At 40.2% G+C, this 17,744-nt stretch carries 10 protein-coding genes; 7 read left to right on the top strand and 3 right to left on the bottom strand.

Features of this window, described 5'->3' with window-relative positions; genetic code table 11:
- The first annotated feature begins 6 nt into the window (after positions 1-6).
- The 5 genes from C2869_RS01975 to C2869_RS01955 all read left to right on the top strand — a co-directional run bounded on the left by C2869_RS01975 (position 7) and on the right by C2869_RS01955 (position 8,454).
- Positions 7-609: a GntR family transcriptional regulator gene (locus C2869_RS01975; protein WP_159083992.1), complete on the top strand. Its 603-nt coding sequence runs from the start codon at positions 7-9 to the stop codon at positions 607-609.
- 395 nt (positions 610-1,004) lie between these two features.
- A complete protein-coding gene (locus tag C2869_RS01970; RefSeq protein WP_108601363.1) occupies positions 1,005-3,032 on the top strand; it encodes an EAL domain-containing protein in 2,028 nt (675 codons plus the stop codon).
- Between the two features lie 435 nt (positions 3,033-3,467).
- Positions 3,468-5,852, top strand: a complete 2,385-nt coding sequence (locus C2869_RS01965) for a beta-galactosidase (RefSeq protein WP_228710738.1) — start codon at positions 3,468-3,470, stop codon at positions 5,850-5,852.
- A 138-nt stretch (positions 5,853-5,990) separates the two neighbouring features.
- Positions 5,991-7,748, top strand: coding sequence for a glycoside hydrolase family 2 protein (locus C2869_RS01960; protein WP_228710737.1), 1,758 nt, complete (start codon positions 5,991-5,993; stop codon positions 7,746-7,748).
- A gap of 259 nt (positions 7,749-8,007) precedes the next feature.
- On the top strand, positions 8,008-8,454 hold the full coding sequence (locus C2869_RS01955; protein WP_108601361.1) for a GNAT family N-acetyltransferase: 447 nt from the start codon (positions 8,008-8,010) through the stop codon (positions 8,452-8,454).
- Positions 8,455-8,606: 152 nt separating this feature from the next.
- Here the strand turns inward: C2869_RS01955 and dctP are convergent, their stop codons facing one another.
- Entirely contained in the window at positions 8,607-10,661 is a 2,055-nt protein-coding gene (gene dctP, locus C2869_RS01950; protein WP_108601360.1) for a TRAP transporter substrate-binding protein DctP, read from the bottom strand.
- A 465-nt stretch (positions 10,662-11,126) separates the two neighbouring features.
- Between dctP and C2869_RS01945 the strand changes: the two genes are divergently transcribed.
- Both C2869_RS01945 and C2869_RS01940 read left to right on the top strand, forming a co-directional pair.
- Complete coding sequence (locus tag C2869_RS01945; protein ID WP_108601359.1) at positions 11,127-12,365, top strand: efflux RND transporter periplasmic adaptor subunit; 1,239 nt, start codon at positions 11,127-11,129, stop codon at positions 12,363-12,365.
- Positions 12,362-15,523 (top strand): efflux RND transporter permease subunit, encoded by a 3,162-nt coding sequence (locus C2869_RS01940; protein WP_108601358.1) that lies wholly within the window; start codon positions 12,362-12,364, stop codon positions 15,521-15,523. Before C2869_RS01945 ends, C2869_RS01940 begins: the two co-directional genes overlap by 4 nt.
- Before the next feature lie 98 nt (positions 15,524-15,621).
- On the opposite strand, the gene rsmE is transcribed toward C2869_RS01940, so the two are convergent.
- Both rsmE and C2869_RS01925 read right to left on the bottom strand, forming a co-directional pair.
- Positions 15,622-16,350, bottom strand: coding sequence for a 16S rRNA (uracil(1498)-N(3))-methyltransferase (gene rsmE, locus C2869_RS01935; protein ID WP_108601357.1), 729 nt, complete (start codon positions 16,348-16,350; stop codon positions 15,622-15,624).
- A gap of 393 nt (positions 16,351-16,743) precedes the next feature.
- The gene (locus C2869_RS01925; protein WP_108601355.1) at positions 16,744-17,736 is read right to left on the bottom strand and encodes a Gfo/Idh/MocA family protein; all 993 of its coding nucleotides are present in this window, start codon (positions 17,734-17,736) and stop codon (positions 16,744-16,746) included.
- Between the last annotated feature and the right edge of the window lie 8 nt (positions 17,737-17,744).

Here is a 17,744-nt window from a genome sequence, read left to right as displayed (position 1 = left end):
ATGACTATGAGTACACCAATAATAGTTTCAATTCGCCATCAAATAGCCAGTATTATTCGCTCAGAAATAATGACTGGACGATTAAAGCCAGGTAGTAAAATTAATGAGTATAGTTTAGCTAAGCAATTTGGTGTTTCTCGTGGACCCGTAAGGTATGCATTATTAAAGCTAGATAAAGAAGGTATTGTTGAATGTAAAGATAATGCTGGCACTAAAGTTGTTGAGTCCTTGCCGAAAGAAATGAAAGAGACATTACATTCACTGCGGTTAAATATTGAATCTAAAGCGCTTAAGTACGCAATCAATGAGAAAAATGAATGGCAAGTAGCTGATCTGGCAAACTTGGTTAAACAGATTGAAACTAAACTAGCTAGTGAAGACACTGAAAGCACTTTAGATTCAATCATTACATTTCATCGCCAGTTAGTCGCGATAGGTGGTAATGATTTGCTTGGGGTATGGCATTCAATAGCCATGCGAACTTTCGTTAATTTTGATTTATCGACAATTACTGCTGAGTCGGTTGCTCGTTATCAAATATTGATCACGCATCTGAATAATAGAGAATTAAGAAAAGCGACGGCAACTCTTAAATCTATTATTATTTAAACGAAATGACGCGGGGCTTATAATCTTTCGATTGAAGAGGTTTATCGCAAGGCCAGTACGAACAAAAAGTAGTTCAAGTTTACCGGTAATTGAATCTTGTTTACTGGCGGAGCCCGTCCATTATTATTTTACCTTTTCCCTCACAGATATTCTCCTGAATAAGGTCTATAAATCTGTTTGATTTAATTAACATTTCCTCTTAATTGTATTGACTTTTTTGGACCTAAGCTCAATTAAGAATTTGAAGTTTGTAGTCGATCCCCATTATGGTTGAATTAAAATGTATGATATTGTTGTAAAGTAACGCGATTTGATAGAAAAGTTAGATTAGAAAAAACTAATCATTTGGGGGTTGAGTGAAGTTATATCTTGAGAGAACTGCAGGTTCGACTTTCATGATTTCAATCCGCGAAGCGTTTATTTCTCTATTGCCTTTTTTGATCATTAGCTCTGTTGTAACGCTGTGTTCTTCCGTACTGCAATTGCTTAATATTGCTCCAAACTTGTCTAGTCTGCTATTTAGCATTTCTCAGTCATTAGGTATCTGTTTTGCCCCATTGGCTGCTATCGCAATTGCGTTTCACTTTTCTAAAAATATTAACGTGCCCGCTATCGCTGTGTTGGCTTTAGGGTTGTCATCATTATTGATTGCTGAGCTATTCAGTATAGCTAAGGTTGAGCATTTGCATCTAGCTTCTCTTAGTAATGATCCCCGCTTGCTTGCTGTTATGTTGATAACACCATATTTATTAAAGGCTGCCGAAGATAAGTTTAACCTGATTTTTATCCAATCTAATGCGGTAAGCCACCATTTAAAGCGTCACGTCAATTTATTATTACCCTCTTTAACCTGCGTTCTGGTTTTGCCTATATTATTAATCAGTCTTACTCAGTTAGCTAATGTATTAACCCAACCTGTAGTGAGTTTTTTAGCAACGAGTGATCACATTGTATTGATCAGTTTACGAGTATTTATTTCCAATTTGCTGTGGGGCTTTGGTTTACATGGCTCAAATACGTTTCATTTATTGTTCGAGCAATCCGCAAATGGTGTGGTTGATTATTATCAAATTGAAATCGTTACTCATTTAGCCATTCATCAATTCACTGACTTATTTGTTAATTTTGGTGGCGGTGGAGCAACTTGGTCTTTAATTTTAGCTATATTGCTATTTTCAAAAGACGAGCATGCGCGTCGCATAGCGTTGATTGCTTTACCTTTTGCTATTTTTAATATCAATGAAATTATTATTTTTGCATTGCCTATTGCATTTAATTTTCGATTATTAATTCCGTTTTTATTGGTGCCCTTGTTGAATTGCTGGCTTGGTTTCGCAATTGTGACACAAGGTTGGATTGAATTTATTGAATATCAGCACACCTGGGTTATGCCGGACTTAATTAATGTTTTTCTGGCGACTGACGGTAGTTATTTAGCCGTACTGTTTCAGCTTAGCCTTATTCTACTGGGTATGATGATTTATCGACCCTTTGTATTAGCGAGTAGCCAAGAGCAGCACATGCGAGAGGCTGAGTTGGCTTTACACAAAAAGTTATCTTTGCGTGATGGAATGGATTTATTGAGTGAGCAACGCCATGTTAAACAGCATCACGTTGAGCGCCGTTCAGTCAGTGCGATACACAATGCTATTGACGATGTTAATAATGGTGAGCTAATTATGTTTTACCAACCTAAGGTGTCGATAAGCTCGGCTAGTATGTATGGGCTTGAAGCACTAATTCGTTTACAACGCCCTGATGGCTCTATTGTCGGTCCTTACTTCTTAGATGTGTTGCAAAAGGAGGGGTTTTCTTTACCCATTGATAACTGGGTGGTGAGCGAAGTCGCCAAAGCACTTAAACAGTGGCAAACGGAGCAATTTTGTCCCAAGGTAAGTATTAATATTGACCCGAATAATTTAATCAACCCAGCGTTTGTCAAACACTTAATCGAGCAATTGGCTGATTGTGGTGAGCAAGTCGAATTAGAATTACTTGAATCTAGTTATATGGAGTTTTCAAGTGAAATAGAGTTGGCGTTAAAAGAATTACGCACATTTGGAATTCAGGTGTCAATTGATGATTTTGGAACGGGTTTTTCTTGCCTTTCTATGTTGACGAAAATCAGTGCCCAAACGATAAAAATAGATAAATCTATGCTCGATGAAGCGTGTGTGCCAAAAGGGGCCGTGTTGTATCAAGAAATTTGTCGACTTTGCCAAAGTTTAGATTTTGAATTAGTTGCTGAGGGCGTAGAAACACAAGAACAGTTAGACTTTGTGCAAAATCTTGGTGTTGATTATATTCAAGGCTGGTATTTCAGCCCAGCTTTACCCGCCAGCCAAGTTAAAAATTACCACCCTAAATTATCAAGCAAGCAAGATACTGAATACACGGTATCCATGCAGACAGTCACCCTGTGACTTTTGCTTAAACCAGACTATGTTTATTCACCAAAGGTTGCTTGTTTCCCACATGCGCAGATTTTGTTTGGAACTAGAAACTACCCCCTAAAACCTGAACACTTTGATAATTGTTTAAAACGGTTATTTTTCATTCAATTCATAATTTAACCCATCTTGTATCATATATAGATACATTCTATTTTGTCTTTTAATTTTATATCTGCCGTTTAGCTTTGCTGTAAGTCTAAGATTGACGCTTGTTAAAGCTTTTAGCTTGTTAAAATCAACAATGTTATTTATTAAAATACGCTAAATAAGACGAAGGTTGCTTTTTCAATGAATTGATTAGCGAATTAGGCTTACACTTCTTTGCAGATTATTAATAGATTTTTGTTATTTTGTTGCTATTATAGATTGTGTATTGTTAACCGATACGGTGGTTTGTGTTTTACGATGTCAAAAATAGTTAATAAAAATAATGGTTGTTTGCCATTTGAACATTCAAAAGTTTCTCGATTATTGATTCCAGCAAGCTTGGCTTGTATGGCTGTTGTAGGATGCGGTGAGTCAAAAAATAACAGTGAACTAAACTCAAAAGTGACAGTGAGTGATAGTCAAGCAACGTCAAAAAACGATGTCATTATTGATAATTTTGCAACCGAAACGCTGTCTAGTTCAATTAAAGCACTCAATGCTCAAGTCGCTTTAGTTAATGGCGTGTTTCCCACTTCGGCATTAAAAATTTCCTTTAAAACGAATACGCTACGGTCGGGTATTAGTATTAAACCGCAATCACCTTGGCAAATAGAAAATTTAGTTAACTATGCGTTTAAGTTTGATGTAAAAAACACGGGTAACAATCCTGTAATGCTGACAGCTGATGTCACAGGAGCCAATGGTCAAACGCAACGTCGCTCAATTGGTTTGGATGTGGGTGAAACAGCTAAAGCGTATTTTGATTTAGCAGGTTTTGGATTGGATGCCGACTTTGGTATGCGCGATTTGCCACCTTCATTTAAATCGGATGAGCGCAAAATGATTGTGCGTGGTGGTAAAAAAACCATCGATTTTTCACAAGTGTTTTCCGTTAAGTTGTATACCGAAACCCAAATTAACGCGAATGAAGTGGTGGTAGATAACTTACGCATTGCGTCAACGGGTGAGCCAAACACCGAGTTTTTAACAAAAATTGTCGATAAGTTTGGTCAGCGCGCTGATATTGATTTTCCGTTAAAAGTTAAATCAGAATCTGAGTTACGTAAAATTGCCGCAAAAGAGCTGAAAGAATTAAGTGAAATGCAGCCTTGGCCTGAGCGCAGTCAATTTGGTGGCTGGAAGCAAGGTCCTAAGTTAGCCGCAACCGGCTACTTTAGAACTGAAAAAGTCGGCGATAAATGGGCCATGGTTGACCCTGAAGGGTACCTTTATTTTTCAACAGGTATTGCTAACGCGCGTATGTCAAATACGTCAACGTTTACCGGTATTGATTATAAAGATGACTCGGTGCGCTATATTGATCCTAACGATGTTACGCCTGAAGATTCTCAAGGTATAGGTGGTGATTACCGAGAAGCGCAAAAAACACATTATGTTAGCAACGCCACGCGGCGCAACATGTTTGAGTGGCTGCCAGACTACGATAGTGATTTAGCGGAACATTATGGATACCGTCGTAAATCTCATCGCGGGCCAATTAAACATGGAGAAGTTTATAGCTTTTATCAAGCGAATTTAGAGCGTCGCTATGGTGAGTCGTCACCGCGATCTTATTTAGAAAAATGGCGCGAAGTCACATTGGATCGTATGCAGCACTGGGGATTTACGTCGTTTGGTAACTGGACCGATCCTATGTTTTATGACAATACTCAAGTGCCTTATTTCGCTAATGGTTGGATTATTGGTGACTTTAAAAAGGTCAGTTCAGGCGCTGATTTCTGGGGAGCGATGCCGGATCCATTCGATCCTGAATTTGTGCGTCGAGCTAAAGTGACGACTAAAGTGATCGCCGAGGAAATTAAAAACAGCCCTTGGTGCGTAGGGGTATTTATTGATAACGAAATGAGCTGGGGCGGCGAAGGTAAACCCATTAGCCGCTATGGTATCGTGATTGACGCGTTAAGTCGGAATGCACAAGACAGCCCAACGAAAGCTGAGTTTGTGCGGTTACTGAAAAATAAATATAAGAGCATTACTCAATTAAGTGATACGTGGCAACGAGATATTACCTCGTGGCAGGCACTCGCGGATGGCGTAAATTATAAAAAGCAACAAGATTATAACCAAAACATGCTGGCCGATTTTTCATGGTTGCTAGAAGCCTACGCAGACGAGTATTTTAGAGTGGTTAAAAATGCCATTAAAACTTACATGCCAAACCATATGTATATGGGCGCTCGATTTACGTCATGGAATACTTCACCGGAAGCACGCTGGGCAGCTAAAAAGCACGTAGATGTCATGAGCTATAACTACTATCGTGAAGGTTTAGATGAGTTAACTTGGGGCTTCCTAAAAGACTTGGATATGCCAACCATTATTGGTGAGTTTCACTTTGGTAGCGACGATACAGGTAACCCGCATCCAGGGATTATTTTAGCCAGCAGTCAACAAGGCCGTGCGGCTATGTACAAAAACTACATGGCTACGGTGATTGATAACCCTACCTTGGTTGGTGCGCACTGGTTCCAGTATATCGACTCGCCAATCACAGGGCGAGCGCATGACGGTGAAAATTACAACGTAGGCTTTGTAACAACCACGGATATTCCTTATCCACCATTAGTGGAAGCGGCGCAAGAGGTTAATCGTAATTTATATCAACGTCGTTTTGGTCAGTAGTTAAGGGCTACTAATACAGGAGTCAGGCAGGTGTCAGGTTCAAGTTAACCTGACATAAAGTTATAGAGAGTGTTACTAGTGGGCGTATATGCCATTAAATTTACGCCCGCGCAGAATTAACAAAAAGAATTGGTAAAAATGATGAATTTTCAACTCGTTACACAGATAAGAATGTTAACGACCAAGGTGATGATGATGCTAATGCTCACCTTGCTGTCGTTTACCCTTTTCGCTAGCCATCAGCAGGTTTCATTAAATGGTGATTGGCAATTTACCACTGAGCAATTTGCATCTGATAACAGCTTAATACAGGCGCATTATGCAGCTTGGGACAAAATGCCGGTTCCTGGTAACTGGGATACGACTAAAAAATACAGTGAGTATTCGGGTAAAGCGTATTATCAAAAATCCTTTGCTGTACCTTCATCTTGGCAGGGAAAAAACTTACGTATTAAATTTGATGCCGTTTATCAAACGGCTAAAGTTTGGCTTAATGGCCAATATTTGGGTAAGCATGTTGGTGGCTATACCCCTTTTGAATTTGCGATAACAGATTTAGTCAATTTTAATAAAGCTAATTCATTAGTCGTTATGGCAGACAACAGCTATCAACGCGGTGCTTGGTGGGCTTGGGGCGGTATTAGTCGCGATGTTACACTACTGGCAGATAACCAAGTGCGGATTGTGCATCAACATATTAGTGCAGAGCCAAACTTTGCAACTAAAACAATCGCCTATTCAATCGACTACAAGTTACAAAGTTATTCTAATCAAGCTATTTCAAGCAACATTGAAACCATTATTTTTGATGGCCAAAAGCAAAAGAAACAATTAAATACTCAGGTTACTTTAGCACCTAACCAAATCACTAAAACCAATGTCAAATTTGTCGAGCCACTAGAAAATTATCATTTATGGCACATTAATCAGCCTTATCTGTATACATTGAATAGTGCTATTCGTAATGACAATTATGTTTACGACAGCCAACTTGATAATTTTGGTGTGCGTAAGTTTGAAGTTCGAGGTGAGCAGTTCTTTTTTAATAATGAACCGATTCGATTAAATGGTATAAACCGTGTTCATGATCATCCTAGCTATGGTAATACTGAGCCTGACTTTTTAGTGATGGGTGACATGCGTGATATTAAAGCCTTGGGTGGCCATTTTTCTCGGTTAATGCATGCGCCTTTGTCAAAGAATTTACTGGAGATATGTGATCGTCTTGGCTATTTAATTATCGGTGAGATCCCAGTTTGGGGCGATGATGATCCACAAAGCTTTCCAGACAACCCATTGACTAAACAGTGGTTAAAAGAAATGATTGAGCGCGACTTTAATCATCCTTCTATTGTCGGGTGGAGTGTCGGTAATGAGTTACGCGATCCTGTGCCGCCTTGGGGCAAAAAAACTTTAACGCCTGACCAGTTTGGCTATATTAATTCGATGCTGGATTATGTTGCTGAATTAGATCCAACGCGATTAAAAACTTATGTATCGTTAACGGCTTTTAGTCAGTATGCCAATTTAAGCAATGAACCCTTTGCCAAACTCGACTTTATTTCAATTAATAGTTACAGCAATGCGGTCAAAAAAGTAGAGGCAACACATAAGAACTTTCCCGGCAAACCGATCTTTTTATCTGAAATTGGCCTTAAGCAATTTGGTGGCACTAAAGATGCGCGTTTACAAGACGAGCTAGTGGCCGATTTACGCACGTTAAAAGATTACCCCTATTTAATGGGATTCTCGTTGTGGGCATACAATGATTATCGCAGTAACTATAAGGGTACACCTGAATCTGGGTTTAGAGAGTGGGGCGTTGTTGATCACTACCGCAACAAGAAAGCCGCTTACTATCAACTAAAAGAGGTGTTGCAGTATTGGCAAGAGTAAGGGCAAGAGTAAAGCAAGATTAGAGCAAAAGTATGGGCGAGAGTAATTTAATCTCGCACAGAGCTTAAAAACTGCTTAAAACGCGCCGCTTAAAATCATTTTAAGCGGCGTTTTTGATTATTGTTAAAACCAGAGTGACAAGACTATAGACTCCGATGCTACCGTTTTTGCCGACAGTTTTTTATACTGGCTTGGTTTTATAAAAATTGACTGCGATACATCTCTTTTTAGTCAGTTTACGCAAGGAAGGTGCTTTACCATGAAATTTCGCCACTCCACCGATAGTGATTATCAAGCCATTGTTGCTTTGTATAACCGCTGCAAGCTAGATGAATTTGTTTTCGAACCACAGCCGTTGACGCTATTGCCATTAGAGCAAGATAACAAAAGAGCCCCAATTATTTTTTCATCTGACATTTTACTGGCGGAAGATGAACGTGTTAACGGGTTTTGTGCCTACAAAGACAGTACAGTCATTGCATTGTATGTCGATAAACCTTTTCGCTCAAAAGGATTAGGTGCCAAGCTATTGCGCCAAGTGCTGACAAAAATGCCCTTACCGATTTCATTATATGTGGTGGCCACTAACGTACAGGCTATTGCGTTTTACACTAAATTAGGTTTTATAACGGATAGCTCAAGTGTATTTGATTACAATGGGGTCGATGTTGTGGCAAATAAAATGTTGCTAAGTCAATTTGAATAATAAGGAAAGGTAGCGATTAATTAAATTTGCTTTGAAGGATCAATTTTTTGTGGGCGAGCATTTATGCTTGCAGAGCCTGCAAACCATTCTGAGTAAAAGAGCAAGACAACAGTATTTTGTTCCTGACAAATCTTCATCAAGCTCTATATTGATTAATGTATCGCTCTTATCGCCTGAATTAATTTTTTCTGGGCTGAAGAAGTGATGAATTTGTCGTATACCGATTTAATAGATTGGCTGAATGAGGCTTTATCAATATTGTCGACAAAGATTGCACCATGCTCCCGTGCTTTATTTTCAACGAGCCGTTCAGATGTTTTGCAATAAGACCGGCTTTGCAATACGGCATGTTGTGCCGCGGCTAAGATCATTTGTTGTTGATCATCCGACAGTTTTTCCCAAACTTTTTTGGAAAACATTAATACGTCTGGGGTAATGACGTGCTCGGTACGTGAAAAATAACTACAAGCCTCATAATGATGAAAACTTTCATAAGCAAATATATTGTTTTCAGCCATATCGATGAGTCCAGTTTGTAATGCTGTTTTCGTATCTTCAATTGGAATGGCATGAGGTACTGTACCTAATGCTTGAGCAATACCTTCCCATAATTTAGAAGGGGGAACTCGAAGGCGTAATCCTTTTATATCTTTAATTGAACGTATTGGCGTACTGGCGTACATATTTCTTGAGCCGCTATCGAGCAAGCCCAAACAGATAAAGTCACCCTTGGACAAGGCTTGAGTTAGTATTTCACCTGGTTTCCCATCTAAACAGCGATGTAGGTGTTGAACCGAATTAAACAAAAAGGGCAAGGTTGGCACCAATGATTCAGGGCAGGAATGATTTAACTGGGCAATGTTTACCCGTGCCATATCTAAAGAGCCTTTAGCCATTTGTTCAAGTGCGTCGGTTTCTGTACCAAATGCACCTTGAGTAAATATTTTTAACGATATATTCCCATTGCTATTTTTATTGAGTTGATTTGCCATATCATGCAATGCTTTTACACTGGGGTAATCATCGTCTAAAACATCGGCTGATCTTAATCTCAATTCTTGTTGGCTGGTGTTAAGCAAACAGCTTTCTACAGAACGAGTTAAAGTTTGGCTTATTTCATATAAACTTTCAGAAGCTTGAATTGATTTTGAAACCGCTTCATTATTTTGTGCACTGATTTGCGCTATTTGATCAATATTTTTGGCGATTTCAGCGCTGGCTAACTCTTGCTCTTTGATGGCTACTGATATTTGTGAAACTTCTTCAACTGCGGCAGACGAACCTTGTCGAATGGCTTTAATTGAATCACTGGCTTGTTGAGCGTTTTCGACTCCTTTTTGCACCGCTTGCTCAGTGGTTAACATACTTTCTGATGCTAACTTGGCAGAATCTAACATACGAGCAAGTAGTTCGTTAATTTCTTGGGTAGATTGCGAAGTGCGTTCAGCAAGTTGCCTTACTTCATCGGCGACAACTGAAAAGCCTCTGCCTTGCTCACCAGCTCGAGCCGCTTCAATGGCTGCATTAAGAGCCAGTAAATTGGTTTGATCGGCAATGCCTTTAATCATATTGGCTACATCAGATATGCTTTCACTGTCACTGCGTAGCGCTGCGATGTTATTTGCTGCTTTCTCTACGGATTCTGAAATGTCTCTTATTCCTTCAATGGTGCTTAAAATAACATTTGCACTATCATCTGCGACTTTACTTGATTCCATTGTATGTTCAGCGGCTGATTGTGCTTGATTGGTTACAACTGAAATACTATTTGTCATTTCTTCGACAGCTGCGGCCATGTTATTTGACGCGTCAGCTTGAATTTTATTGTTTCTTTTTATCTTTTTTGAAGCATGTCCAAGCTCTTCACAGGTATCAGCTAGTAAGACAGCGCACTCTTGATTGGTTTTTAAGCTTTGCTTGATTTGATTTGTCGAGCCAGCATGCTGTGAAATTGTTTCTTGAATATCAATGAGGCTACATGAGGCTATTAACTCATTTAAGGCGTCGTTTGAGGGGTTATCAAGGATTGTTTTAGTCAGTGCATTAAAGTTGGGTTTAATAACCTTGTATAAAGCACCTAGTGACAAGCAAATAACCACGAGTAACACGCTTAGCATGATTAAACTTAACTGGCTAAAACTATAAACGATAACAGCAGTTAAAAAATTTACTAATACAACGATGATAAAAAGGCTTTGTAGTTTCATGTTGCACCTAAGTTTTTATTTTTCCCAAGCATGGGTTGGGTTGAGATAAGTCTTTCCTTACTATTATTTTCCACATACACAATCATGGTTCAGTTTGGCTATAAATCAAGTTTTTACATTAGCTAATTTCTTGTTTTAGTTAAGATTTGTATTTTGAATAGTGGTAAGACCTAAATGCAGTAATTTAGAATACATAGTTATCTTTTCACTTTGATTGAACTGGCTTGGTTGTTGGTAGGTTATTGGTATTAATAAATTGTAAGTATCAAATTCACATAACTAATTTAAGCAGTTTAATAGGTGTTTTGTTAACAATAAATGTTTGGATGAGGTTGAAATGACAAGGTGGTGCGTTATAAAAGATCATACCTTTTGGGGCTATCGAGTATACTGCTTGTTTGAAGCTGACATTATCAAATTATTAGGGTGTCAGACCATGGACTAAAAATACAAGCAGGGGACAACGTGACTCATCTCAAACGCCTTTATTTGCCCGCCACCATTCTAGTTATCGGCACAGTTGTTATTGGGGCCATTATGGCGACTAAACCAACACCACAAGCTGATCCCGATAAATTAGCAGAGCCACCCAAAGCACAAGTCACCGTTGCGCCAATTGTTAAACAACAAGTTCAATTAAGCGCTCAAAGCCAAGGCACAGTTAAGGCTAAGCGTAAAATCGATTTAATTTCTCAAGTTTCAGGCGTGGTAACTTCGGTGTCTGAACAGATGTGGGCGGGTCAATTTTTTAATGCTTATCAAGTATTACTGCAAATTGATGATCGTGATTATCAAGCGGCTTTGACCCGCGCAAAATATCAACTTAAGCAAGCTCAAAGGATGTTAGCTGAAGAAAAAGGACGCGCAAGACAAGCCAAGCAACAATGGCGTGATTTAGGCAATAAAGAAGCCAATCAATTATTTTTGAGACAGCCACAATTAGCTGAAGCTCAAGCACAGGTATTGTCTGCTCAAGCAAGTGTCGAGCTAGCTCAACTTGATGTAGATCGAACTCGAATATCAGTGCCTTTTGCTGGTCGAGTTGAAAAAGTCATGGTTAATATTGGGCAATATGTATCAGCGGGGAATGTATTGGCTAAGGTATATAGTACGCAAGCGGTTGAAGTGCGTTTACCTTTAACTGATAGTCAGCTAGCGTTGATTGATTTGCCACTACGTCAGGTTTCAGATTTAAAGAAACTTAATCAAGACTTACCGCAAGTTAAACTATCGGCGATAGTAGCGGGTGAAATGCAATTCTGGCAGGGGATTATCACGCGAGCAGAAGCCTATGTCGAATCGCAGTCTCGTATGTATTACGCCATAGCCGAAGTTGAACAGCCATTTTCTAAGCAATATGCAGCGCCACTTACACCGGGTTTATTTGTTAATGCCGAAATTACCGGCAAAACTTTAAACAATGTTGTTGTGTTACCGCGTGAAACGGTAGTTAAGCGCAGTAATCTCTATACCTTAAATCAGCATAATGAGATTCAATTACAACCTGTCACCGTATTACGCCGTTCTAAGCAACAGGTTTGGCTCACGTTGCCAGATGAGCAGCACGGCAATATTGTGATGGAGAAACATGCCATTTTAACCCCAGGCATGGCTGTTGAGCCTTTAATTGCAGATAAAAGCCAACAGCACAAAGAAGCAAAAGATGAAGTCGCTGTCGCGCAAGCACAAGGTGATGAGTCATGATATCGGTTATTCAATGGTTTGTGAGAAACCCAATTGCGGCCAATATTCTCATGTTGGCTTTATTAATTGGCGGCATTACGGGTTCTGACTCGATTAAAAAGGAAGTGTTTCCTAGCCCTGATATTAACTATGTCAACATCAGCATGACGTATTTGGGCGCATCCCCCACTGAAGTTGAACAGCAGATTGTCATTCGTATCGAAGAGGCGATAGCCGATTTGGCTGGTATTTTTAAAATTACCTCTACAGCGCAACAAAATTGGGGACAAGTTCGAGTTGAAGTGGTTGAAGGTTATGACGTTAAAGCGGTATTGGCCGACATTAAATCGCGAGTGGATGCTATCAATACTTTCCCGCCTTCGGCTGAGAGACCGGTTATTCGCCAACAATTGTGGCGTAATATGCTGCTTTGGTTTGTTTTATCAGGCGATGCCAGCAAAAGTGAATTTAAACGTATCGCTTATCAAGTCCGTGATGAAATGCCGTTGCTAGAGGGTATTTCTGAAGTGAAAATGTATAACTGGAAATACGACGAAGTCGCAATCGAAATATCCGAACAAAATTTACGCCGCTACAATTTAACATTTGACGAAGTGGCAAATGCGGTACGTCGTTCGTCGATTAACGTACCTGCGGGTACCATTAAAACCGAGCAAGGTAGCATTCAAATTCAAACCCGATCGCAAGCTTATACGGGCGAAGATTTCGCTGACATTGTCGTGCGCAGTCGCCCTGATGGTAGCCAACTATTGTTATCGGATGTCGCTGATATTAATGATGGCTTTGCAGAGCAGGATGTTGAGTTTATTTACAAAGGCGAACCAGCTTTCGCGTTTGAGGTGAAAATTAGCGATGACCCAGACTTATTCGCCGGTACGCAAAGTGCGCGTGACTATGTTGAGGCCTTTAATAAAACCTTGCCTGCGGGTTTAAAGCTAGAGATCACATTTGAGTTTCAAAGTGTGTTTGAAAGCCGCTTTAATTTGCTAAAAGACAATGCATTGAGCGGTTTAGCCTTGGTATTTGTTATTTTAATGCTGTTTTTACGCCCGTTACTCGCTTTATGGGTGGTGGTCGGCATTGTAACCGCGTTTGCCGGTGCTATTTGGGCGCTACCGCATTTTGATGTTTCGCTGAATATGCTATCCATGTTTGCATTTTTAATGGTGCTGGGGATAGTAGTGGATGATGCCATTATTGTTGGTGAAAGCGTTTATAGTCGTCAGCATGAAGGCCTAAAAGGGCGCATAGCTGCCGTAAAGGGCACACGTATGGTATTAGCGCCTGTGGTACTGGCGGTATTGAGTACTATTATCTTCTTTGTTCCTATGACAGATGTACCAACCGAAGTTAAACCTTTTACCATTTCAATCTTCTTCGTGGTGATGTTTTGTTTGTTGTTCTCTTTGGTTGAATCGTTACTGATTTTGCCTTCGCATTTATCACACATGAAACCTGAGAAACCAAGCCAAATTAAAGTTTTGCAAATGCTTGAGCGTATTCGTAGTCGCTTTAGCTGCGCGATGGAGTCTTTTGCTAACGGTTTTTACCAAAAAACCTTAATTGCCTTGTTACAACGAAAGTTTAGTACGGTACTTGGCTTTATCATGGTGTTTGCTGTTGCCTTGTCGATGTTTGCGGCAGGTTGGATTAAAAGTGAAATGTTCCCGCAGGTGCCAGAGCCTTTTATTCGCGTTAGCGCATCGTTTGCCGAAGGTTCGCCGTATCGTTATTCTGTCGATTTGGCTAAGCACTTTAGGGAGTCAGCTACGCGTGTTAGCCAAGACCCTGAGTTACTAGAGCAAAACGGAGGTCGGCCTTTCATTAACGAGATAAATACCACCTCGAATGGCAATAATGCCAATATGGATATTTTGTTGCCACCACCAGAACAACGCGATGTTTCCGTGCATGTGATCCGCGACAAAATCAAACAGCAGATAGGTGAATTGCCGGAAGTTAAAAATTACTCGTTAGTCTCTACTTTCGGTGGCGGTGCAGCTGATATTCAATTGAATTTGTACCTAAGCAGTAATGACGTGCAAGTACAGCAATCAGCTGTTGATGATGTTACACGAACCCTTGCCGCGTACGAAGGCGTAGAAAATGTGCGCAGTAATTTGGATACCGGACGTTTAGAGGTTGAAGTCGAGCTTAAACCTTTTGCACAAAGTTTAGGGATTACGACCGCCGATGTTGCTCGCCAGATCCGTCAATCCTTTTATGGAGAAGAATTACAACGTATACCGCGCTCTAAAGAAGATGTGCGAGTTATGCTGCGTTACCCTAAAGAAGATAGACAAACCTTAGATACATTGGACGAGATGCGAATTCGTAATGCTCAAGGTATTGAAGTACCGTTAGATACCGTAGCGAAAATTCATTTAGTGCCGGGTACCAGTAAAATTCAGCGCACAGATAGGGTACGTAATATTACTATCACCGCCGATTTAGCTGAGGGTTTTGATAGTACTGTAATTGTTACAGAAATGCAGGCGAGTTATAGCCAGCAATGGCAAGATAAATATCCGGGTTTTAAGTTGTCGACGGATGGCAATACCAGAGCGCAGGCGCAATTTGGCGACAATTTTAGAATGAATTTCTTGCTGGCGTTTCTCGTGGCGTTTTCGTTGTTTGCTATTGCATTTCGCTCGGTTTACGAACCTTTACTGATCTTGTTGGCAGTCCCGTTTGGTTTTATGGGGGCGATATTTGGTCATTTATTGTTGGGTCACAATATTAGTATGATGTCCTTCTTTGGCTTTTTGGCCTGTTCTGGTGTGGTGGTCAATGATAATTTAGTATTACTTGAGCGGATTAAACAATTGCGAGAAAAAGGCGCTAATGTGTTTGCTGCGGTTAAACAAGCCGGAGTTGATCGCTTTAGAGCCATTGTATTAACCTCACTGACGACGTTTGCTGGCTTATTACCTATTTTGTTTGAGCGCAGTACCCAAGCACAATATTTAATACCTATGGTTATTTCGTTGGCGTTTGGTGTTTTATTTGCATCTACCGTGACCTTGTATCTAGTGCCTTGTGCCTATTTAGGTGGGCATAGTATTGGTCAACGTTTAAAACAACTGATTTTAGTTATTAAGCAAAAGCTTGGATTGGTAAATGATCAAAAGGAAACTTCCGCATCAGGTACGAATTAACTTACTAACACACTAAGCTCTAATTAAAAGCCGCTTTATTGAGTTTAACAAGGCGGCTTTTTAATATTGTCGACTGGGTATTTAGTTGGTTAACAGGATTAAAGATCACCGTATAAACATTGCAGCATACTCAAGGCTGCAAGGGCGGCAGTTTCGGTGCGTAAAATGCGTGGCCCCATCAATACATTTTTAAACCCAGCGGCATCTGCGGCGCTAATCTCTTCATCTGACAATCCACCTTCAGGGCCAATTAACAGTTGGGCCGCACCATCAAATATGTCGAGTTGATTCATGGTTTGATTAGCATACGGATGTAAATTAACGCGGGTACCACTAAAGGGTTTAGCCAGCCATTCATCCAACTCAATCACCGGATTCACTGTGGGAACTTTAGCGCGGCCGGACTGTTCGCAAGCGGAGATAACCACTTTTTGCCATTGTTCTACTTTTTTAGCCAAGCGCTCTGCATTTAGCTTTACACCACATCGTTCGCTATACAAGGGGGTAATTTCAGAAACCCCAAGCTCAACTGATTTTTGAATAGTGAATTCCATGCGATCGCCTCTGGAAATCACCTGACCCAAATGAATAGCGAGCGGCGATTCGTTACTCAGCGGTTTGCTAGCGTCGACATGCGCTAGTACTTTTTTGCGAGACACTTCAGTTAATGTACATTCGTAATCACAGCCGTCACCATTAAACAATACAATTTGTTGTTGTGGTTTCATTCGTAATACGCGGCCAACATGATTAGCAGCATCATCCGATAGAGTTATAGTTTGATTAGTTTCAAACAGGTTAGGGTGGTAAATACGAGGTATACGCATAGTTAGGTGAGCAGAAGAGTTATCTTAAGTAATTGAATTATAGCTAAGTTTAGTTGTTTTAATAGAGTAAACAACGACTTTAAGCGATTAACGACTCTCGTTTTTGCCTTTACCTGAGCTATATTTTGTTCGGATTTTAGCCGAAACTCCGGTGACTAAGTCGTACAGAAATATGAAAAACCAAAAGCCTGAAATTAACGCGAAAAAGACTTTTGTATGTGATTCAAACCTTTTTAGATTTGTTTCATCAGGAATTGGCGGTGCCTTTTTAGCAAGGTCACCGAATAGCCCGATAGCACAAGGACGACAATAGTTTTTGGTATCTAAATGCACCATTTCCTTGTTTTCGAATCGTCCATCACAACAAAAGCATTTCATTTACGAGTCTTAAACCTATTTATCACTGGGATAGCGAATACCGATTTGTTTACGCGCTTCATCTAATACTTGCATGACATCCAACGATAATTGCCAGTGATTAACCGGAGATTCTTTAACCCCTTTTTCTAACAGTTCAACGAAATGTTGTACTTCGTAGAACAACACATTGCTGTTTTGTGGCTGGGTGATGTCTTGTTGTTGGCCATTTTTGTATTTAACAACGACTTGCTGTAACTGTGAAGGGTGTTGAATTTGAATAGTCGCCGATTCGCATTGGATCTCGTTAATAAAGGCGGAATGATTTATTTTCGAGTGTGCGCAATGGGCAATAATTTGTTGGTCGTGATAGGTAAGTAAAATATCGCCACAACCGTCAACACCTGAATCGAGCTTGATGCCAGTTGCTTGGATAGCATCGGGTTTACCAAATAATTCAATTGCTGGATAAAGGGTATAAATTCCCATATCCATTAATGAGCCATTGGCATACTCAGGGTTAAAGGTATTGGGGTTTTCACCAGCTTTATATTTATCGTAGCGTGACGAGTATTGGCAATAATTAAAACTGTATCTATGCACTGGCCCGAGTGACGGTAAAATAGCCTTTATGGCTTGATAGTTCGGCATGTGGGTGGTCAACAATGCTTCCATAAAGGTGACATTGTTGGCTTTTGCACAAGCGATCATGTCGGCGACTTGTTGCTGATTAGCGGCTAATGGCTTTTCACATAAAACGTGTTTGCCTGCTTGCATTAAAAAGATGGCTTGCTGGGCATGGCAAGAATTAGGTGAAGCAATATAAACGGCATCAATGTCACTAGCTTGTGCTAATTGGGTTAAATCCGTAAAGGTATGCTCGACATTATGTTTAGCCGCAAATGTTGTTGCTGACGCTTGAGTACGGGAATAAACCGCGTGCACTGTGGCATTGTCGAGTTGCTTAACGGCATCGATAAACTGATCAGTAATAAAGTTGGAGCCTATAGTGGCAAAGCGGATTGTCATTCTGGATT

Source organism: Saccharobesus litoralis (assembly GCF_003063625.1).
Taxonomy (GTDB): Bacteria; Pseudomonadota; Gammaproteobacteria; order Enterobacterales; family Alteromonadaceae; genus Saccharobesus; species Saccharobesus litoralis.
This window is presented reverse-complemented; position numbering and strand designations above follow the sequence as displayed.

What these genes read in the sequence shown, in the direction of transcription:
- C2869_RS01975 (WP_159083992.1), top strand. Translation starts at nt 7, where the DNA reads ATGAGTACACCAATAATAGTTTCAATTCGCCATCAAATAGCCAGTATT.
- C2869_RS01970 (WP_108601363.1), top strand. Translation starts at nt 1,005, where the DNA reads ATGATTTCAATCCGCGAAGCGTTTATTTCTCTATTGCCTTTTTTGATC.
- C2869_RS01965 (WP_228710738.1), top strand. Translation starts at nt 3,468, where the DNA reads ATGTCAAAAATAGTTAATAAAAATAATGGTTGTTTGCCATTTGAACAT.
- C2869_RS01960 (WP_228710737.1), top strand. Translation starts at nt 5,991, where the DNA reads ATGATGAATTTTCAACTCGTTACACAGATAAGAATGTTAACGACCAAG.
- C2869_RS01955 (WP_108601361.1), top strand. Translation starts at nt 8,008, where the DNA reads ATGAAATTTCGCCACTCCACCGATAGTGATTATCAAGCCATTGTTGCT.
- dctP (WP_108601360.1), bottom strand. Translation starts at nt 10,661, where the DNA reads ATGAAACTACAAAGCCTTTTTATCATCGTTGTATTAGTAAATTTTTTA.
- C2869_RS01940 (WP_108601358.1), top strand. Translation starts at nt 12,362, where the DNA reads ATGATATCGGTTATTCAATGGTTTGTGAGAAACCCAATTGCGGCCAAT.
- rsmE (WP_108601357.1), bottom strand. Translation starts at nt 16,350, where the DNA reads ATGCGTATACCTCGTATTTACCACCCTAACCTGTTTGAAACTAATCAA.
- C2869_RS01925 (WP_108601355.1), bottom strand. Translation starts at nt 17,736, where the DNA reads ATGACAATCCGCTTTGCCACTATAGGCTCCAACTTTATTACTGATCAG.